This window comes from Saccharomonospora marina XMU15 (assembly GCF_000244955.1).
In the GTDB taxonomy this organism is placed as follows: Bacteria; Actinomycetota; Actinomycetes; order Mycobacteriales; family Pseudonocardiaceae; genus Saccharomonospora_A; species Saccharomonospora_A marina.
Genome location: NZ_CM001439.1, coordinates 646,396 through 664,077 on the forward strand (window position 1 = coordinate 646,396; position 17,682 = coordinate 664,077).

At 67.2% G+C, this 17,682-nt stretch carries 20 protein-coding genes; 3 read left to right on the top strand and 17 right to left on the bottom strand.

Annotated elements, in window-relative coordinates; translation table 11 throughout:
- Positions 1–146: 146 nt before the first annotated feature.
- From SACMADRAFT_RS03040 to SACMADRAFT_RS03075, 8 genes are all read right to left on the bottom strand, one after another.
- Positions 147–2,420 (bottom strand): cell division protein FtsK, encoded by a 2,274-nt coding sequence (locus tag SACMADRAFT_RS03040; RefSeq protein WP_009152311.1) that lies wholly within the window; start codon positions 2,418–2,420, stop codon positions 147–149.
- The gene (locus SACMADRAFT_RS03045; RefSeq protein WP_009152312.1) at positions 2,417–3,496 is read right to left on the bottom strand and encodes a hypothetical protein; all 1,080 of its coding nucleotides are present in this window, start codon (positions 3,494–3,496) and stop codon (positions 2,417–2,419) included. The genes SACMADRAFT_RS03040 and SACMADRAFT_RS03045 overlap by 4 nt, the downstream gene beginning before the upstream one ends.
- Entirely contained in the window at positions 3,493–3,690 is a 198-nt protein-coding gene (locus SACMADRAFT_RS03050; protein ID WP_009152313.1) for a hypothetical protein, read from the bottom strand. The genes SACMADRAFT_RS03045 and SACMADRAFT_RS03050 overlap by 4 nt, the downstream gene beginning before the upstream one ends.
- Entirely contained in the window at positions 3,690–4,043 is a 354-nt protein-coding gene (locus SACMADRAFT_RS03055; protein WP_009152314.1) for a hypothetical protein, read from the bottom strand. Before SACMADRAFT_RS03055 ends, SACMADRAFT_RS03050 begins: the two co-directional genes overlap by 1 nt.
- Positions 4,036–4,281: a hypothetical protein gene (locus SACMADRAFT_RS03060; protein WP_009152315.1), complete on the bottom strand. Its 246-nt coding sequence runs from the start codon at positions 4,279–4,281 to the stop codon at positions 4,036–4,038. The genes SACMADRAFT_RS03055 and SACMADRAFT_RS03060 overlap by 8 nt, the downstream gene beginning before the upstream one ends.
- Positions 4,278–4,649, bottom strand: coding sequence for a hypothetical protein (locus tag SACMADRAFT_RS03065; protein WP_157617185.1), 372 nt, complete (start codon positions 4,647–4,649; stop codon positions 4,278–4,280). The genes SACMADRAFT_RS03060 and SACMADRAFT_RS03065 overlap by 4 nt, the downstream gene beginning before the upstream one ends.
- A 104-nt stretch (positions 4,650–4,753) precedes the next feature.
- Entirely contained in the window at positions 4,754–4,954 is a 201-nt protein-coding gene (locus tag SACMADRAFT_RS03070) for a hypothetical protein (protein WP_009152317.1), read from the bottom strand.
- On the bottom strand, positions 4,954–5,262 hold the full coding sequence (locus SACMADRAFT_RS03075; RefSeq protein ID WP_009152318.1) for a hypothetical protein: 309 nt from the start codon (positions 5,260–5,262) through the stop codon (positions 4,954–4,956). Before SACMADRAFT_RS03075 ends, SACMADRAFT_RS03070 begins: the two co-directional genes overlap by 1 nt.
- Before the next feature lie 118 nt (positions 5,263–5,380).
- Here SACMADRAFT_RS03075 and SACMADRAFT_RS03080 point away from each other — a divergent pair, with 118 nt between their 5' ends.
- A complete protein-coding gene (locus tag SACMADRAFT_RS03080) occupies positions 5,381–5,728 on the top strand; it encodes a GntR family transcriptional regulator (RefSeq protein WP_232285535.1) in 348 nt (115 codons plus the stop codon).
- Here SACMADRAFT_RS03080 and SACMADRAFT_RS03085 read toward each other — a convergent pair.
- The gene (locus SACMADRAFT_RS03085; protein WP_009152320.1) at positions 5,709–5,912 is read right to left on the bottom strand and encodes a hypothetical protein; all 204 of its coding nucleotides are present in this window, start codon (positions 5,910–5,912) and stop codon (positions 5,709–5,711) included. The genes SACMADRAFT_RS03080 and SACMADRAFT_RS03085 overlap by 20 nt on opposite strands.
- Before the next feature lie 138 nt (positions 5,913–6,050).
- On the opposite strand from SACMADRAFT_RS03085, the gene SACMADRAFT_RS03090 reads away from it, so the two are divergent.
- Together SACMADRAFT_RS03090 and SACMADRAFT_RS03095 are read left to right on the top strand one after the other, a co-directional pair.
- Positions 6,051–7,277 (top strand): hypothetical protein, encoded by a 1,227-nt coding sequence (locus SACMADRAFT_RS03090; RefSeq protein ID WP_009152321.1) that lies wholly within the window; start codon positions 6,051–6,053, stop codon positions 7,275–7,277.
- Positions 7,271–7,807 carry an rRNA adenine N-6-methyltransferase family protein gene (locus SACMADRAFT_RS03095; protein WP_040925524.1) on the top strand — a complete coding sequence of 179 codons (537 nt, stop codon included), beginning with the start codon at positions 7,271–7,273 and terminating at the stop codon, positions 7,805–7,807. Before SACMADRAFT_RS03090 ends, SACMADRAFT_RS03095 begins: the two co-directional genes overlap by 7 nt.
- A gap of 38 nt (positions 7,808–7,845) precedes the next feature.
- On the opposite strand, the gene SACMADRAFT_RS03100 is transcribed toward SACMADRAFT_RS03095, so the two are convergent.
- The 8 genes from SACMADRAFT_RS03100 to SACMADRAFT_RS03140 all read right to left on the bottom strand — a co-directional run bounded on the left by SACMADRAFT_RS03100 (position 7,846) and on the right by SACMADRAFT_RS03140 (position 17,590).
- Positions 7,846–8,382, bottom strand: coding sequence for a hypothetical protein (locus tag SACMADRAFT_RS03100; RefSeq protein ID WP_009152323.1), 537 nt, complete (start codon positions 8,380–8,382; stop codon positions 7,846–7,848).
- Between the two features lie 335 nt (positions 8,383–8,717).
- Positions 8,718–9,875, bottom strand: a complete 1,158-nt coding sequence (locus SACMADRAFT_RS03105) for an IS481 family transposase (protein WP_009152324.1) — start codon at positions 9,873–9,875, stop codon at positions 8,718–8,720.
- Positions 9,876–10,124: 249 nt separating this feature from the next.
- On the bottom strand, positions 10,125–11,054 hold the full coding sequence (locus tag SACMADRAFT_RS03110; protein ID WP_009152325.1) for a hypothetical protein: 930 nt from the start codon (positions 11,052–11,054) through the stop codon (positions 10,125–10,127).
- Between the two features lie 133 nt (positions 11,055–11,187).
- A complete protein-coding gene (locus SACMADRAFT_RS03115; protein WP_009152326.1) occupies positions 11,188–11,763 on the bottom strand; it encodes a dihydrofolate reductase family protein in 576 nt (191 codons plus the stop codon).
- Positions 11,764–12,357: 594 nt separating this feature from the next.
- Positions 12,358–12,987 (bottom strand): isochorismatase family protein, encoded by a 630-nt coding sequence (locus SACMADRAFT_RS03125; RefSeq protein ID WP_009152327.1) that lies wholly within the window; start codon positions 12,985–12,987, stop codon positions 12,358–12,360.
- Positions 12,984–14,861 (bottom strand): hydantoinase B/oxoprolinase family protein, encoded by a 1,878-nt coding sequence (locus SACMADRAFT_RS03130; protein WP_009152328.1) that lies wholly within the window; start codon positions 14,859–14,861, stop codon positions 12,984–12,986. Before SACMADRAFT_RS03130 ends, SACMADRAFT_RS03125 begins: the two co-directional genes overlap by 4 nt.
- Positions 14,862–14,864: 3 nt before the next feature.
- Positions 14,865–16,928: a hydantoinase/oxoprolinase family protein gene (locus SACMADRAFT_RS03135; RefSeq protein ID WP_009152329.1), complete on the bottom strand. Its 2,064-nt coding sequence runs from the start codon at positions 16,926–16,928 to the stop codon at positions 14,865–14,867.
- Positions 16,925–17,590 (bottom strand): GntR family transcriptional regulator, encoded by a 666-nt coding sequence (locus SACMADRAFT_RS03140; protein WP_009152330.1) that lies wholly within the window; start codon positions 17,588–17,590, stop codon positions 16,925–16,927. Before SACMADRAFT_RS03140 ends, SACMADRAFT_RS03135 begins: the two co-directional genes overlap by 4 nt.
- Positions 17,591–17,682 lie beyond the last annotated feature (92 nt).

A 17,682-nucleotide genomic window follows, 5' to 3' on the forward strand; every position in this document is an offset into this window, starting at 1 on the left:
GGAGTGGATATCCACTTCACGACTCACTGGGGGCGTTCACTGGGTTTGTGCTGCGGAAACGGCCGGGAAGTGAGTCAGTGACCGGGGTGGGCGCGGGCGTGGCACGAAGGCTTGGCGGGTGGGTTTTCGGGGTTGTGCGGGGTGGTTCACTCCTGGTTTCGGTGGGCCATCGCCGCGGTGATGCGGTCCAGCCGCACCACGGGGTAGCCGTCACGCGCGGTGACCTTCACGCCCTCGCTTTCCAGCAGGGTTTTGAGGCGGGTGCCGTCCAGGTGCTGGTACGGGGGGTAGGTGGGGGCGAGGTCGCGTAGCCGGGCGGGGATGTCGGCGGCCTTGACCCAGGGCTGCTGGCCGAGCACGTGGGCGGTGTCGGCGAGCAGGTCCCGCCGCTGGAGCTCGATGGCGGCCTGCTGTTGCCCGGCCCGCAGTTCCTTCGCGCGTTGGGCGATGGTGTAGGCCTGTTCGGTGGAGATGAAGTGGGTGCGCACGGTGACGTGGGTGGCGCCGCCGGGCAGGTCCATCGACTCCCCCGGGGCGAGCACCACGGTCCCGCGGTCCAGGCCGGAGCGCAGCGCGTGGGGGGCGGCGCCGGTGTCCACGGGGGCCTCCCCCAGCGCCATGCGGGCGATGGACTCCGTGCCCACGAACAGGCTGCCCCGGATCATCGCGCCTTCGCGCACCACCACCGGAAGGTTGGCGTTGGTGGGGTTCTGGGCGAACTGAACCAGGTGGATGTTCACCGCCCGGGCCTGGTCGTGCAGCGCCTGCGCGGCCCGCGCGGCGCGGGACTTCTTGCCGTTCCCGCCGATGTCGCCGCCGTCGGGGTGGGTGGTGGTGCAGGTGTAGAGCTTTTGCACCTCATCGATCACCACGAACAGCGGTTCGAACCCGCTGCCGGGCTGCGACTCGGCCCGGGTGATGTCGCCCTTCTTGCCCTGGGCGCGGCGGGCTTCGTAGCGGCGTTCCATCTGCGCCACCGCGGTTTCGAGCATGTCGCAGGTGGCGACGAAGTTGTCGTCCCCCGCGCCCTCGATCAGGGTTTCGGCCAAACCGTCGAACATGGACCAGTCGCCGAACCCCTTCAGGTCCGCCAGCCAGATCCGGGTAGTGGGGTCCAGGGCCACCCACAGCATGAGGGAGCGGGCGGCGGCGGTCTTGCCCTGTTTGGACAAACCGGCGAGCAGGAAGTGCTGCTGCAGCAGGTTCAACTCCACCGGATCACCCTTGGGTGTCAGGCCCCACGGCATCGTGTCGCGGTAGATGTCCACCGGCCCGAACCCGGGATCGGCCAGCGGCGAGGGAGGCAGCGGCCGGTCCAGCGCGCCGGACTGGGCGACCCACAGCGTGAACTCGCGTTCGGAGTCCGGGGAGCGTTCGATGTGCACCTCGTGCGCCGCCCGGTCCAGGTTGCCCGCCAGGCGGTCGCGGCGGGCCATGATGTCGGCCGCGGTGACCTGCGAGGGCAGCCGCACATCCACCTGCGACCCCGGCCCGTACTGGGTGATCATGGAAAGCATCCACGCCCCCGCGTCCGGATCATCCTTGATCGCGTTGCGCAACGCCGCGATGCCCAGATCCCGCAGCGCCGCCACCACCGCCGAGGGGGTGATCTCCACAACCTCACCCACCGTCCGCTCCTGGGTGGCGTGCTGGGCCCAGGCGGGCAGCCGGTCGGAATCCTTACCGCGCTTGTGTAACGCCCGCACCGCCGTGATGCCCGCGGCCGCCAGCACCCACGGCGCCAACGCGGTCGCCAGCGACCACACACCGGTCACCACATCCGCCACACCGGTCGCGGTGTCGGTAACCCCACCCCAATAGCCGTGGGTCCAGGCGCTGGCCCAATCCTCACCACCCGGCCACACCTGCGCCGCCACCCCGTACACGGCCATCACCACCGTGACCAGCACAAACACAGCCCCCACGCCGATCGTGGCCAGGGTGGTGGCCTTGGCGAGCTTGCCGGTGACCTCCAGCATCGTCTTGATCCGCTGCCACCGGGCGTTGGCCGAATCGCGGCGTTGCTGCTCCAACGCCGCGACCATCCCCAGATCACCCTTGGCCCTGGCCTGGCGGATCGCCTCGGTGATGTCACGCTGCATCAACCGATCACACGACGCCCGACCGACCTCAGCAGCACCGGCCCGCAGATACGAGGCGTGCAACCACACGCGCTTGCCGCCCCGCACCACCACCGGCGTGGCCCGGTGATGCAACTGCACCGCACCCTCAGCCATCCGCTGCCTGGTCTGCTCGCTGATCAACGGGCGCGGCAACCGCCGCGTCCCCCACGTCTCCCGCGGCTCCTCCACGAGCTCCGCGTCCACCACCACCTCCTCCGACTCCGGTAGGGGGCGTGTGTCGGGACGGAACGGCACCACATTCCCGCCCACGTGCTCCTGTTCGTGGTTGTGGGTCATCGCTCCCCCTCGCGGTGGCTGTTGGTGGTGATTTCGGCCAGCAGAGCGCGGGCGCGGTCCCAGCGGCAGCCCAGCCGCTTCGCCACCGCGTTCACCGACGCCGTCGCGGGGTCGATCTCGCCTGTGGTGACCAGTGCCCGCAATTGGTCCCGGTGGGCCTGCATGGTCGGCTTCACCGGCTCCGCGACGGTCGCCGTGACCTCCTGCCGGGACCTCTTCCGCACGGCCCGGGACAAGGTCGCCGCGGGGTTCTTCCCATGCAGGTCAGAACCGGTGGGAGGAACCCCCGGGACGAAGGGCCGGGAAGAGGTCCCGGAAGTGGTCTCGGAAGAGGCTCCCGCGTCGTCGTGGTGAAGGTTGGTGAACGCGGCCAGGATCGGGGGTAGGGCTCGGACGATGGCGACCGCGACGATCGGCCCCAGCACGTGCAGCACCAGTGCCGAGAGGGAGAACGTCTCGGCGATCCCGGGCAGGTGACGCCAGGCGTTCATGCCGAACGTCAAACCCAGGAACAGCCACTCAATGCGATCCAGGGTCGGGGAGACGATCGGCTGGCCACGCACCGCCAGGTAGGCCTTGGCGCCCACCACGGTCAGCAGGGCCAGCGACAGGAACGGCTCCACAAACCAGGCGAACACCCAGCCCGGCGACCACACCGGGGCACCTTCGGCCGCGAACGCCTGCACACCGGCCGTCGACCACGCCAGCGCCAGCATCAGGGCCACCATGCCCGCCCCGACCACCACACGCCGCACCCGCGCGGCCTGGAACGCCCGCGCGTCCGGATCCTGAGCCAGCCGGTGCAACACAGCGGCCTGCCGCATCGCCTTGCGGCGCTTGCGGACCCGAGGCGAATCAACCCGCAGCGGAGCCTCATCGCCCTGCAACTCCAACAGCGCATGCGCCTCACTCACCTCACCCCGCAGCCGCCGCACCCGCTTGGTCTGACCCCGTTCGGCCGGAACCCGCCCGGCGGGAGCTTGTTCGGTCAGGAACGCGTCGATGTCGGCCAGGCCCCGCTCCACATCCGACGGTGTCGGCTCCTCCGGGGTTGGGGTGGCGTTGGTCGTGGTCATCGCCGACCACCCCGCTTCGCGGCCTTGCAGTCCGGGCACACAACACCGTCGCCGCGCAGGGACACGAACACGTAGGCGTTGTCGCGGTAGTCCTTGGCGCTGGCGGTGAACCCGCACCACGCATACGTCGTGCCGTCCCACCACGAACGCCGCTTGACCAGGTGGTAGTAATAGAACGGCTTCTTCTTACCCATCAGGCGATCCCCTCCCGCTCGGTGGCCTCAGTAGCCGTGGTGTGGGTGTGGTCTCCGGCCGCACGCCGGGCAGCCCGCTCGGTCCGCTCGCTCTCCTGCCGCTTGAGGAGTGCGCGCTGGGCGCGGTGGCGGGCCACGCGCGCGGCGACGATCCGCGCGGCCAGCAGCGCACCCGCTACCGGCAGCACGGCGGGGTGCAGCAGCCACGCCCCGCCACCACCGACCGCGGCCGTGGCGGCGATCTCCGGGGTCCAGTAGCCCACCGCCGACGCGACCACATCCGCGCGGCTACCGTGACCGGCGCGGGCAGCCAACTCCGCCGACGCGGGTTCGGGGCGGTTCAGCTCAGACATGGGCGGTCCTCCTCACACGCTCGTTCGTGTCGGGGGTGACGGCGTTGGTGATGCGCTGGTCCAAACCGGACTGAGCGGCCAGCAACAGCCGTGCGCCCAGCGCCAGCGGCCAGCGGAGCAGGTGCAGCAGCAGAAACAGCGCCAGCGCGGCCACGAACCCAGCCACACGCCACGGGCCGTGCTGCTGCACGATGTCGAACACGGTCACGACCTGCTCGGGGCGACGGTGCGGGTTCACCGGTCCTCACCCCCGCCCAGCGGCACGTAGGTCGGGGACTGTGGGCGACCGGCCATCACATCGGCGTCGGCCCACATCGCGACCACCACAGCACCCTCGAAGTCGGCCACCACCCGGCAGCGATCCGGGTCGTTGACCACCGTCACCGCAACCGGGCTGTCCTCGGCCGCCGCCCGGAACGCCTCGAGCACGCCACGGGCGTCACCATCTGGGTTGATCAACGGCTGACCGATGTGACGCAGACCGAATCGCAGGTGCTCGGCCAGCTCTGGCCGCCGCTGAAGCAGATCGGCCAGCGCATGCAAACCGGCCACCTGCCGCCGCGCCAGCACCACCGCAGCGCTGTCCGGCGGCTCCTCGCCTACCATCGAAACCCTTCCCATCCCGTCATTTGCTGTCTGGTTGGGGAGTCCCGGCCCGGCGGCAGTCTTGGCGGAGTGCGCCGGGCCGGGGACATCGCTCAGTCGTACGGTCATGACCGGCCCCCGCTCTTGCGGTCCCGCTCGATCCGCTCACAGGCGGGGCATGCGGGGCCTGGTAGGGCGAACAGGCGCCAGGTGTCGGTCTGGTAGCGGCCCGCCTCCTGCGTCGCCCCGCACAGTGCCCAGATCCGGCCCGACCACCACGATTTCTTCGCGGTGATGTGCACGAACTCGCGGTTCTTCTTGGCCATCACGCAGCCTCCCCCTCCGAACCCGCACCCGCAGCCAGTGCGCCGCAGTCCAGGCGCGACAGCGCCACACGCACCGCCCGCCGCTGCGACCGACGCACCCGCTCCACATCCGTGAACGGACGCAACGCACGCGACCCAGCAGCACTGGCCTCGGCCGCCAACTCGCGATCCACCTCCTCGATCAGCGCGTCAATCTCCGCGACCTCCGCAGCCATCTCCTCCTCCTTCACGACACCTGCGATGTCCTGGTCAAAAGCCAGGTCCAGCGCCTGCCGGGCCTGCCAACTCGCGATCCGTGCGGTTCTCATGACTTCCTTTCTCGATGATGACGCAAGTTAACGTAACTCAAGCTGAGTCATCGTGTCGCTACTCTATCCGGGTGAACTAAGTCAGTTGAGGTCATCCCCGGCTATGCTCGGGCTCGTGATGAGCGAAGAGCCGGGCCTTGCGCGCTACGAACAGGTAGCCGAGTCCATCCGTCGAGCCATCCGCAGCGGCAAACTCAAGCCGGGGGAGCAGCTACCGTCCAGCCGGGAGCTGGCGAAGGAACACGACGTGGCCATGAACACCGCACAGCGAGCCGTGAGCACCCTTCGGGATGAGGGTTGGCTTGTCGTGCGGCCAACCGTTGGCGCGTTCGTCAACAGCACCATTCCCGAGGGTTCGCCGGACCTCCGTGAGACGGTGGCGAGCCTGCAGGAGACCGTGACTGAGCTACAGCGCCGGTTGGCTGATGTCGAAAGTGCCATCGGAGTTAGGACACCTGCCGAATGAAGGTGACGAGTCCGTTCACGATGTCCGTGCCTGCACCTACAAGCCACGTCACCATGTCGGCCGCGTCATTCGGGTACTTCACCACGATCACAGCTACCGCGAGCGCGGCCGCGATGCCGACCAGCTTCCGAACGGTGCCGCCGCCGTTGTTCACCAGGGCCTGCAGCGGGTCTTTCTTCCCCATCGGTTCCTCCCGTGTTGATCCGTTATCGCTGTCGAGATCAAGAGTCGTCGGAATCGGGCGGGCCAGGTAGATGAGCCGGGGGTGAGCCGATAGCCGCGGCGTCGACTCACCCCCGGTTTGACCAGGAGAAACGCGGCGTTGGGGGATGCTTTGGGGGACGCGGAGCAGACGAGGCTCAGGCGTGCACGGGCGGCCAAGGGTTGGTCGCAGAACGAGGTTTGTGCGCGGCTCGCGCGTGCGCGGCGGGCGCGCGGCCAGATGCCGCCGAAGCCGGAGAGCGTGCTTCGCCAGTACCGATGGTGGGAGCAGGGAAAGAAGAAAGCTACCGAGTGGCAGGAGGAACTGTGCGACGTCTTCGAGATGTCGCCGCAAGCACTCGGGCTGGTCGAGGAGCCGACGCTATCACCATTGATCGTGCCGACCGCTCCGCCCGCAGCCGTCGAGTACGGCGACACCGCATATCTTGAGTCGGCGCGCGCATACCTCAAACACCTGGTCGCGCTGGACAACCGTTTCGGTGCCGCCGACATCGTGCGAATGTCGGTGCGGTTCTTCAAGTCGCTGCAGAACTTGCTCGGGACGGGAGCATACGAGCCAGCACTTGAGCAAGACCTCAACGCACTAACTGGCGAGGTAGCCGAGTTGGCCGGTTGGCTGGCATACGATGCCGAAAAGCACGACCTGGTTCGCCGAATGAATCAGGAATCGCTCTACTACACCCGCCTCGCCGGTGACCGGAACATCGAGCTACTCACCCTTCAGAATGCGAGCATGCACGCGGGGGCGCTGGGCCGTCCCCACGAAGCCCTGCAAATCGCCAGGTCCGTGCTCGAAGGCGGCTACGAACTGTCCCCCCGTATCCGCGCCCTGTTCTTGACCAGGAAGGCAAGGGCACTCGCACAGGGAGGAGACGAGTCCGCGATCCCGCTGTTCAACGAGATCGAATCTCTGTATCTCGAAGGTGTGCGCGACGATGATCCGGAATGGGCATGGTGGATTGACGATCGTGAACTGGCCTGGCATAAGGCAATGGCCACCCAATCCTTACAGCGGGACAGCACTGCGATAGCCGAGTTCGAACGCTCCGTAGAAGCCACCGCACCAACCGAAACCCGAAGCCAGTACCTGCACCGGGCTTACCTCCTTCAAGCGCAAGTAGACCTCGGAACATGGGCAGATGCCGAGGCAACCATCAAATCGCTACTGCCGCTAATACCCGAGGTTGAATCGACCCGAACGAAGGTTTTGTTGCGTGACGCTATCGCCAAGGTCGCGGCATACCAGAAGGTGCCGGCGAACATCGAGAGCGGAATCGCGCAGCTCGGGATAGCGTTGGACGATGCGGACCTGACGGAGGCATGGTGAACAACGACGAACTGAGTGTGCTCGCGGACCCGATGTTCGAACAGTACTTCCTTGTCTCGCCGGAGAAGCTGACGCTGCTCTACGAAGCGGCAGGAATCCGGCCCGACGACACAGTGCTGGAAGTCGGCGCCGGGGCCGGAACGGTCGCTCGCAACATGCCGCCCTGCAAGAGCCTGACTGTCGTCGAACTCGACACCCGGCTAATCGATACGCTGCGCCGCCAGGTCCCCCACGCGACCGTCATCCGGGGCGACGCACTCCGGTTGGTCCGCGAACTCCGGTACGACGTGCTGATCGGCAACCTGCCCAACGTCGTCACAGAAGAGCTGGTCAACGTGCTCCCGGAACTGCCGTTCCGTACTGCCGTGCTCGCCGCGGGGCAGCACACCGACTTCGAGCGCCTGCGGGAGACGTTCGACGTCAACGAGGTCACGACCATCTCAGGCAGCGACTTCACACCACCGCAGCCGAGTGTGTCGCGAATCGTTCGACTCGCCCGTCGAACTACTGGTCAACGGCGTACGGCTTGAAAGCAATCAATTCTGGCTTGCTCAACGGTCGACACGAGTCACTTGACCGGACCCGACCAGTACATGTGCCAAGGTCCGTCGGGCGGTAACTCTCCCAGTTCGGCATCGAACGTCGGCGTCACTTCCATGGTGATGTCGTTAGCTTCGGCCGGAATGTCCTTGCGTGCGACCGTGAACGTCGTTCCGTCGCCGGGCAAGATCGCAAGATCGTAACCAGGATTTTCTTCCCCCGTTGTGTGGTCCGCGACCTTGACGCCATCAACGTAGATGTACGTCATGAGCTGCGTAACCGGCCAGGATGACATGTTTCCCACGGTCACGTCATAGGTCAAGGTCGTCCGGCCGTTCGTCCAACGCGGCTGACTGATCTCGACATATACGCCATTCACCTTGCTTCCTTCGCCCCATTTGACGTTCGTGGGATCGGCGTAGGTCTGCTGCTGCTCGGGCCCCGGAACATTCTGCTCGTATTCCTGCTGTGGCGAGCTTCGTTCACCACCGGTCCCGCCACTGCACCCCGCGACGATTGCGACAACGCCAACGAGGGCAGACAGGATGAACAATGCCCTCTTCATCGTCCGCTACTCCAGCGCCTAGCTTTCTACATACTTCCATTACACGATGATACTGCCCTCGCTAACCGCTCGCCTTGCCCCGAATACCCCCCGACAGGTGGTTCGCAACACGCATCGCCGCAGGTCAGACTACTTCCGCGCGGCATTCTGTAAATCAGACGGCTCTGCCTTCGGGGGTTCGAATCCCTCACCCGCCACACCTGTCCTGAGTCGCGACATCGTTTACGGACGAGTCGCGGCTCAGGATTTTTTTGTGGGTTCGTTTCGTGGGGTTGTGGGGTGGGTGGTGTGTCGCGGCATCGTTGACGGGTGTGTCGCGACATGGTTGACGGTGGTCAGCGTTTTTTGGGTTGGTAGTGCTTGGTTGGGTCGATGGTGTGTTCGGCGATGATTTGGCCGGTGTCGGCGTTGCTGACGGTGGTGTTGCGGTCGTGGATGAGTATCAGTACGGGTGTGCCGATGTGGGCTCTGCCGATGCCGAGGTGGCGGAGTTGTCCGGCGTAGCGTAGGGAGATTTTTCCGTTCTTGTCGACGCGGTCGGTGCGGGTGCGCCATTCGGGTTGTGGGGTGTGGGTTGGGGTGGCTTTCGGGAGTGCGGTGTAGGCGCGCTCGGGGGTGCGGCGGCCGATGGAGCGGTGGGGGCGGGCGGTGTTGTACCAGGTTCTGAACTCGTTGAGCATCGTCTGGAGTTGCTCGGTGGTGTCGGGTAGTCGGCGGGCGGTGAGCCAGCGTTTGAGGGTTTGGTGGAAGCGTTCGATCTTGCCTTGGGTTTGGGGGTGTCCGGGGGAGCCGTTCTTCTGGATGATGCCGTGGGCTGTGAGGAGTTTTTCGAATCCGCCGCGGGCGCCTTTGTGGCGTGCCAGTCGGGTGGTGAACACGAGCCCGTTGTCGGTCAGTGTCGAGTAGGGCGGCCCGTATGTGCTGATCAGGTGGGACATCGCCGTAGTGACGTCTGCGCCGGTGAAGGCGGTCGCTGCGTGGATCTGGAGCAGGAATCGTGCGTGGTCGTCGAGGAAGTCGAGGATCTCGATGCGGGTGCCGTTGGCGAGGTTCCAGTGGGTGATGTCGGCTTGCCAGCATTCGTTGGGCAGGTCTGCTTCGAAGCGGATGTAGGAGCTGCGGGGGCGCTTGTTCGGGGCGGGGGTGATCAGGCCGGCGGTGTGGAGGGTGCGGCGGATCGTGGAGGTCGAGGGGGCGAGGTGTCCGTCTCGCTCGAGGTGCCAGGCGATGGTGATCGGGCCGGCGTCAGCGCCGGCAGCGGTGAGCTCGCGGCGTAGTTCGATGATGCGTTCGGTCACTGCCGGTGGTGTCGTGCCGGGGCGGGTCTTCGGGGCGCGGGAGCGGGGTTCGAGGCCTGCGGGGCCTTCGGTGTCGTAACGGGCGAGGAGGGTATGGACCCATTGACGGGTCACGCCGTAGCGCGTGGCTGCTTCGGCATGGGTGAGGCCTTGTTCGCGGACAGCGCGGGCGATGACGAGGTTCTTCGGTTTCACGCCCTATCGTGACCGCCCGCCAGGTGTCAACGATGTCACGACTCACCGGTCAACGATCATACCGAGCCTGTGTCAAGCCTGCCGCGACTCACCTGTCAACGATCAACCGCGACATCACCGCACATCGACGTCAACGATGTCCTGAAACCAGACACCTCACCCGCCACACCAGCCAAATCGGCCTCGTGACCAGTGCAAACAGGTCACGGGGCCGATCTTGTGTGGTCCGGCGCCGCAGTGATGGCTGTACTACGAGGCGCCACCGCCGAAGCGTGGTAGGAACTCGGCGTGTAGCCGAGGAAGTTCTTGCAGCAGTGCGCTTGCTCTTTCCAGCTCGTGTTCCAGTGCTGGGTCGCGGGCACCGGGCAGTTGCCCGAACTCGATGAGGCTGCGCAGCCGGTGTTCCTCGCGCTCGAAATACGTCGCCAGTGATTCTCGTGGCGCCCAGGCGTGGTAGTTGTCGCCCCATTTGGTCGGCGCTCTGTCCAGTTTCTGCAGGTACGGCAGGCGGTTGAACTCGGCGATCTGCTCGGCGTACCTGGCCAACCGTGCCCGCACCTCTTCGGCGGAGGCGAGGTGCGGTGGTCGGGGAACGCCGACGAGAATCGGCCGAGAGACGAGGTCCGCATGGCCTTCGCCGTAGCTGAGGCGAAGCACCAAGCGGTAGAGCACGTCGAAGTGCACCCCAGCCTCACGGTATCGTTTCTCGTAGCCTGCGAGGCCGAGCCGAATCTGGAAGCGATCGACCCCGGTGGGCGCAACCACTTGGGACAGGTCGTGCCTCACCGAGGGGTTGAACTTCCCTCCCGGAATTGGCAGGCGCACGTCATATGTCGCGGAGACCATCTCCGTCGCCGTGATGTAACTGGCGATGTCGGGCACCTGCGATCGCGGGATCACGAGGGCATCGAGAATCTCCAGGGCGGCGCGAACGACGAAGACGGGTTGTTCGCCGGGATTCCTGAGCTTGACGTCGAGGACGCAGTACCCGTGGTCGGGGGTGCTGGCGGCTACATCCACATCGTCGGTCGCGGCGGTGTCCACGCCGGCAGCGGGCGCGAACGCGACATCCACCAGCTCCGGCTTCACGAATCGGGGACCTCGGGTGCGGATGACAACGAAGCCGCCGATAACGGCCGCGACAATCGTCCCGGCGACACCCAGGATGGCTTCCAGCATGGGGATGAACCGTAGTCGCTGGCTGCCGGATGCTCCTCGCATTCGGAGCTTTCACCCGCCATGTCCAGTCGCCCCGCGACCCGCCCAGCAGGTCACGGGGCCGTTGTCCGCTCGGCCGCGGCCTCGGACGTGGTCAGTGGACGACGTCGTACACCAGCTTCTGGATTCCGTTGCCGTAGGAGTTGCTCTCGACGAGCTTGAGGTTCTGCTTGTCCTTGTCGGTGTCGCTGAACAGCCGCTTGCCCGCGCCGAGCAGGACGGGGAAGACCAGCAGGTGGTAGCGGTCGATCAGGCCTGCGTCGGACAGGTTGCGGTTCAGCGTGGCGCTGCCGTGGACGATGATCGGCCCGCCCTCGGTTCGCTTGAGCGCGGCGACGTCGTCCAGCGAACGCAGGATGGTGATCTCGCCCCAGTTGGACACGAGGTCCTGCTCGCCCAGCGTGGTGGAAACCACGTACTTCGGCATCGCGTTGTAGCCGGGAAACTCCTCGGTCATGTCGGGCCACACCGGTGAGAACGCCTGATAGCTCACCCGGCCCAGCAGCATGGCCGCGGCCTCCTCCTGCTCGCGTCCCTTGAGTTCGTATACGGCCTCGTCGAACTCGATGTCCTTGAAGGTCCAGCCCGAGTTGCGGTAGCCCGGTTCTCCGCCGGGTCCCTCGACGACGCCGTCGAGCGAGACGAACGCGGTGGTGATCAGGGTGCGCATGGGTTGCTCCTTGCTGGTTCGGAAGTTGCTGTCACCAGTGCGTCGAACGAGTGTGGCCGGATTCGACACCAAGCGCGGAAAAAAATCGCCCGCGAGCCCTCGGCCTCTTCCAGCTGCTGGTCCGCGAACACCGGTGTCCGGGCCGGCGTGAGCTCAGCGTGGCTGAGCACGTTGACCACCCGGCCACCCGGATCACGGACGAAGAACCGCCGCACGCCCCACTCCTCGTCCTGGAGGGATGGACGATCTCCGCTCCGCTTTCCCTCATGGCCGCGTAGGCCGCGTCCACATCGTCCACCTCGACACTCACATCGGGGGACACCGGCGCGGTCCTGTCGTCGGGGAGGAAGAAGTTGAGCTGCGCCGTCGGGCTGGCCGGGGAGGCGAGCGTCATGACCCAGCCGTGGTTCATGACTTCCTCGAAGCCGAGCAAGCCATAAAACTCCCGGCTATCCTGCGCCGACGCTGACCGGGCATTCGGCACGACGCGGCGGACGGTCATCAACGGCTCCAAACGTAACGGCACGGAGGTACTCTGCGCGATCCGCGACAGTACTGCGACCCGCCCAACGTCGCACCCGCTTTCGACGGGGCCTACCCGGGCAGGTCGCGCAGCCAGGCAAGAGCGTCGGGCAACTCGACGACGTCGGCGTATTTGGCGTCGAGATCGGCGAGGTTGGCCTCGTGCAGTTGAGGGGAGCGGTCCGCGCAGCCCTGGCGAACCACCTGCGGCCGCAGCCCGTGGCACAGCGCGTCGGTGGCGGAAGCTCGCACGCACCCGGACGTGGAGAACCCGGCGAGCACGACCGTATCCACACCGAGCGCGTGCAGTGTGGAGGCAAGGGAGGTGCCGAAGAACGCCGAGGCGTACTGCTTGACCACCACCGGTTCGCCCCGGCGCGGTCGCAGTGGGGCTGCGATCGCGCCCCAGTCGCCCTCGGCGTCCTCGGCGAAGGCGGCCAGCGCGGGCACCTTGCGCGCGAACAGGCCGCCGTCGGCCATCCCTGCCGCGTACTTCACAGCCGTCCAGCACACCGGCCGCCCCGCCGAGCGGGCCGCATCAACCAGTTCGGCCGTCGCCGCGATCGCGGGCGCCGGTTCCGGGAGCAGGAACGGTCCACCCTGCTCGGTGTAGGCGCGCACCATGTCGATCACGACGAGCGCGGGACTTTCGCCCCAGCCGACCCTGCCGGAGAACGCCGCGCCGTGCGGCCCCGCACTCATGCCGTTGACCACCGTGGACGCTTCGGTGCGGGCAACCCGGTCTCCTCCTCGCAGCGTGCCAGCAGTTCCTCGATCGGCGGTCCCATGTCGAACACCGGCAACTCCGCGGGCCGGGCCGCCTGTAGTTCCTGTCGCAGCGCGTCGGTCGCCGCCTGGTCAACGGCGCCGTCTGCGTCCAGCACGACGCCGTAGCGGCGTGCCCCGTCAACCGTCACCAGGCTACGTGCCACCTCCAGCGCCACCAGTTCCGGGTCGCGCCGCAGCGGGTCACCCCAGCCGCCACCGCCCCAGGTGACGAAATGCAGCACGTCGCCTGGGCGAACCGGCACGTCGTGACACTTGCTCGGCAGCATCTGGGTGGTGCCGTCGGCACGTTCCAGCCATTTCCTGCCGCGTGCTCCAGGCGTTCCGCCGTTGACGCCCCACGGGTAGGTCAGCCACCGGTCGTCGTGAATCGCGATCGTGCCCGGCTCCTCGAAGACGTAGGTCACGTCGACCCCGTTGCCGCCGCGGTGCAGACCCGCGCCGCCGGTGTCGGCGACGGTCTCCCAACGCTCGATGCGCAGCGGATAGTAGGACTCCAGGTACTCGCAAGGGATGTTGACGAAGCTCGGCCACAGCGAATGGCCGTCAGGACCGTCGCCCAGCGGCCTGCCGGGAATGCCGCCGAACCCGATCGAGTACAGCTGGAACCACTCGCCCTTGCGCTCGCCCGAGGTGTAGTGCCCCGAGTACATGAAGTGCGGGCTCGAGGAGAACCCTGCCGCGTTGAGCAGTGCCGGGTTCGTCTGCCCCAGCAGGCCGCCGAACAGGTCGAACACCCGGCCGATGCCGTGGTTTCGGCCGTTGAGGGACGCCGGATGCTTCGGCTTCCAGTAGGAACCGTCCGGGATGGTGACATCCACCAGCGGGTAGAAGCCGTCGTTCCACAGGATCTGCGGGTCAGCCACCGTGATCATGTAGATGCCGAAGAACATCCGGGTCAGGTTCTCGTTGATGTAGTAGTTCACCGGCCCCTCTGCCTGCGGGGAACTTCCGGTGAAGTCCAGGTGCACCTTGTCGCCGTGGCGGGTCAGCGACAGCTTCAGCTCGTACGGCCCGTTGCCCACCCCGTCGTCGCAGATGTAGTCGGTGAAACTGATCGTCTTGCCGTCCTCGAACACCGAACGCAGCAACACCTTCATCGCGTCGTAGTTGCGCTGCAGCAGCGCGTCCAGGGCGGAGAGGTAGGTGGCGGTGCCGAAGCGCTCGCACATCTCGACCACCCTGCGCCCTGCGGTGCGGCAGGCCGCGACGAGCCCGTTGAGGTCAGCGCGGTTCCAGTCCGGCATCCGCACCTGGTTCAGGATGATCTTCAACGCGTCGGTGTTCAGCTCGCCCGCGCGATACAGCTTGAACGGTGGGATGACCACGCCCTCTTCGTAGATGGTGCGAGCGTCGGTGGGCATGGAACTCGGGGTCTTGCCGCCGACGTCGGACATGTGGCCGAACATCGAGGCCCAACCCACCAGCCTGCCCTCGTGGTAGATGGGCATCACCAGCAGCCAGTCGTTGGCGTGGCTGATCGCGGCCCCACAGGCGTAGGGGTCCGACGTCAGCAGGATGTCGCCTTCCTCGATGGTGTCGTCGAACCCTTCGAGGAAGTCCGGAACGGACAGTCCGAACTGGCCGACCACCATCTTCCCGCTCGGATCGCCGATCAGCGGGAACTCGTCGTGCTGCTCGCGGATGCCGGGCGAAAGGGCCGTGCGGAACAGCACCTCGTCCATCTCGTAGCGGGCGTTGCGCAGCCCGTTCTCGATGAGGTCGAGAGTTACCGGGTCGACATCGAGTTGGGGCAGGTCGCCGGTCGCGGTCTCGATGATGCGTGCCATGGCTCAGGCCTCCACCGGGTTGATCAGCAGGCTGCCGGAGGGGTGCACCGTGGCGGCGTGTCCGGGCAGCACGAGTGTCGTGGAATCCATCTCGGTGACGATCGCGGGTCCGGTGACGACGTCGCCCGCGCGCAGCTTGCTCCGGTCGTAGACGGTCGCGTCCAACCGCTCTCCGGTCACGTGGATGGGATGGGTGTCGACGATCGCACCCGAGGCGTCGCCGGTCGTCCGCCCGAGCTGCACCGGCGCGACGGACGGGCGCGGCCCTGTGACGGTCGCCCGCGCGTTGACCAGCTCGTGGTCGACCGAAAGCAGGAACGAGAACAGCCGGTCGTGCTCGGCGTCGAAGCGCTGCGCCAACGTCCGTAGCGCGGTGTCGGGGTCGTCGAGCCATGCCGGGTCGAGGTCCACCGGGATCTCGAAACCCTGCCCGTGGTAACGCACGTCCACCTCGAACGCCACGGTCTGGTCGGCGGGATCGATGCCCTGTTCGCGAAGGCGGTGCCCGGCTTCGTCGCCCAACTCGCGCAGGATCGTGGCCAGCTCCGAGCCGGTGAGGTCGGCGAAGCGGCGCAGCACCGTTCTCGCGGCCACGTCGCGCAGGCCGGTGGTCGCGTCTCCCAGCGCGCACAACACGCCGGGAGACGGCGGCACGATCACCGGCCAGGCTCCGGTGAGCTTGCCGAGCGCGTTGGCGTGCAGCGGGCCCGCGCCACCGAACGCGACCAGCGCGAAGTCGCGCGGGTCGAACCCCTGCTGTACCGACACCAGCCGCAGCCCGCCGAGCATGTTCTCGTTGACGATGTCCACGATGCCCGCCGCGGCGGCTTCCGTGCTCGGCAGCCCCATCGCCTCCGCGACCTTGCCGACCGCGGCCCGTGCCGCCTCGACGTCCAGCGTGATCTCCCCGCCCGCGAGCGCGGGCGGCAGGTAGCCGAGCACCACGTTGGCATCGGTCACTGTCGGTTCCGTGCCGCCCTTGCCGTAGGCGGCGGGGCCGGGGTCGGCTCCTGCCGACTGCGGGCCGACTCGCAGTGCCCTGGTGAGCTCGGGCACGTGGGCTATCGACCCGCCGCCCGCGCCCACCGTCCGAACGTCCACACTGGATGCTCGAACGGTGAGGTCGCCGACCTTGGTCTCGCGTCCGATCCGGGGACTGAGGTCCTGCACGAGTGCCACGTCGGTGGACGTGCCGCCCATGTCGAAGGTGATGAGGTCGCGGTAGCCGCACTGCCGCGCGACCCACACCGCGCCGGTGACGCCACCGGCGGGGCCGGACAGCAGCATGGTCACCGGCGCGGCCGTGGCCGCCTCGGCCGTGGACAGCCCGCCGTCGCTGCGCAGGATCGCCAGTTGCCCCGCGACACCGCCTTCGCCGAGCTTGCCCGCGAGCGTGTCGACGTACTTCTTCACCTGTGGCTGGACGTAGCCGTTGGCTACGGTCGTGACAGTGCGCTCGTACTCGCGCAACTCCGGCAGCACGTCGGAGGACAGCGACACCGGCACGCCCGGTAGCTCCTGAGCGGCGAGCTCGGCGACCCGCCGCTCGTGTGCGGGGTTGGCGAAGGAGTTGATGAGTGAGACGGCGAGCGCCTGGATCTGCCGTCCCCGCAGTGTCCGAAGCTTGGCGCGGACGTCGTTGTCGTCGAGTGCCCGCAACACCGTGCCGTCGCTGGCGAGGCGTTCCTCGATCTCGACGGTGTTCTCCAGTGCGGCCAGCGGTTCCGGCTTCGGCCAGATGATCCAGCCTGCCAGCCCGCCCGGCACGTAGGACCTGGCGATCTGCAGCACCTGCCGGAACCCGCTGGTGGTGACAAGGCCCACCCTGGCGCCCTTGCCCTCGAGAATCGCGTTCGTAGCGACGGTGGTGCCGTGCAGCACCTGAGCCACCTGCCCGAGCGCGATCCCGGCCTCGGCGCAGACCTTGCCGATTCCGTTGAGCACCCCGACGGACTGGTCCGACGGCGTCGAAGGGGTCTTCGCGCGCCAGGTGGCGCCGCTGGTCTCTTCGACGAGTAACACGTCGGTGAAGGTGCCGCCGACGTCGACACCGAGGCGATAACTCATGTCCTCTCCTGCTCCATGGCGGCACGGACCATCACGGCCCGGGCGTTGCGGATATGGGCCGTCATGACGGCCTGTGCCCACTCCGGGTCGCCCGCCCTGACGGCGTCGACGATCTCGACGTGGTGGGCCAGGCTCCGGCGCAGCGACGCGTCGTCGTAGGTGTGGAAGTTGCGCAGCACGATCGGTACGTGCACCGCGTTGGCGAGTGCGCTCGCCAACGCCGGGTGATCGGCGAGGGTGGCCAGTCGCTGGTGGAACTCGCGGTTGAGCGGCACCAGCGTGTCCAGGTCCTGCCGCGGTCCCGGGCTGCCGATCTCGACCATCGCCGTGGCGAGGTCCGCGAGGTCGTCGACATCGGTGTCTCGGGCTTTCCTTGCGGCCAGCGCGGTGAGTCTTGGCTCCAGCGAGGTGCGGAGGTCGAAGATGCCCTCCAGTTCCGCGACGGTCCAACTGCTGACGCGTGCGCCCCTGTTGGGCACCAGGTCCACCAGGCCTTCGGCGGCCAGCCTGCTCAGCGCCTCGCGCACCGGCGTGCGACTCACCCCGAGCCTGGCCGCCAGTTCTACCTCGCCGAGGCGGGAGCCTGCGCGGAACTCGCCTTTGAGGATGAGTTCCCGCAGGGCGTCCACGGCCCGCCCCGAGGTGGTCGCTGCTTGTGTCACACATCACCTCTCGTGTGGATTGTGTGCAACATATGCCCGAAGGCGTTCCATGTGCAATCGATACGGCGTAAATTCCTCGTGTCTGTATGCAT

Bases quoted from the DNA above. Each gene is read 5' to 3' on its own strand.
- SACMADRAFT_RS03040 (WP_009152311.1), bottom strand. From the start codon at position 2,420: ATGACCCACAACCACGAACAGGAGCACGTGGGCGGGAATGTGGTGCCG.
- SACMADRAFT_RS03045 (WP_009152312.1), bottom strand. From the start codon at position 3,496: ATGACCACGACCAACGCCACCCCAACCCCGGAGGAGCCGACACCGTCG.
- SACMADRAFT_RS03050 (WP_009152313.1), bottom strand. From the start codon at position 3,690: ATGGGTAAGAAGAAGCCGTTCTATTACTACCACCTGGTCAAGCGGCGT.
- SACMADRAFT_RS03055 (WP_009152314.1), bottom strand. From the start codon at position 4,043: ATGTCTGAGCTGAACCGCCCCGAACCCGCGTCGGCGGAGTTGGCTGCC.
- SACMADRAFT_RS03065 (WP_157617185.1), bottom strand. From the start codon at position 4,649: ATGGTAGGCGAGGAGCCGCCGGACAGCGCTGCGGTGGTGCTGGCGCGG.
- SACMADRAFT_RS03070 (WP_009152317.1), bottom strand. From the start codon at position 4,954: ATGGCCAAGAAGAACCGCGAGTTCGTGCACATCACCGCGAAGAAATCG.
- SACMADRAFT_RS03075 (WP_009152318.1), bottom strand. From the start codon at position 5,262: ATGAGAACCGCACGGATCGCGAGTTGGCAGGCCCGGCAGGCGCTGGAC.
- SACMADRAFT_RS03080 (WP_232285535.1), top strand. From the start codon at position 5,381: ATGAGCGAAGAGCCGGGCCTTGCGCGCTACGAACAGGTAGCCGAGTCC.
- SACMADRAFT_RS03085 (WP_009152320.1), bottom strand. From the start codon at position 5,912: ATGGGGAAGAAAGACCCGCTGCAGGCCCTGGTGAACAACGGCGGCGGC.
- SACMADRAFT_RS03095 (WP_040925524.1), top strand. From the start codon at position 7,271: ATGGTGAACAACGACGAACTGAGTGTGCTCGCGGACCCGATGTTCGAA.
- SACMADRAFT_RS03100 (WP_009152323.1), bottom strand. From the start codon at position 8,382: ATGAAGAGGGCATTGTTCATCCTGTCTGCCCTCGTTGGCGTTGTCGCA.
- SACMADRAFT_RS03110 (WP_009152325.1), bottom strand. From the start codon at position 11,054: ATGCTGGAAGCCATCCTGGGTGTCGCCGGGACGATTGTCGCGGCCGTT.
- SACMADRAFT_RS03115 (WP_009152326.1), bottom strand. From the start codon at position 11,763: ATGCGCACCCTGATCACCACCGCGTTCGTCTCGCTCGACGGCGTCGTC.
- SACMADRAFT_RS03125 (WP_009152327.1), bottom strand. From the start codon at position 12,987: ATGAGTGCGGGGCCGCACGGCGCGGCGTTCTCCGGCAGGGTCGGCTGG.
- SACMADRAFT_RS03130 (WP_009152328.1), bottom strand. From the start codon at position 14,861: ATGGCACGCATCATCGAGACCGCGACCGGCGACCTGCCCCAACTCGAT.
- SACMADRAFT_RS03135 (WP_009152329.1), bottom strand. From the start codon at position 16,928: ATGAGTTATCGCCTCGGTGTCGACGTCGGCGGCACCTTCACCGACGTG.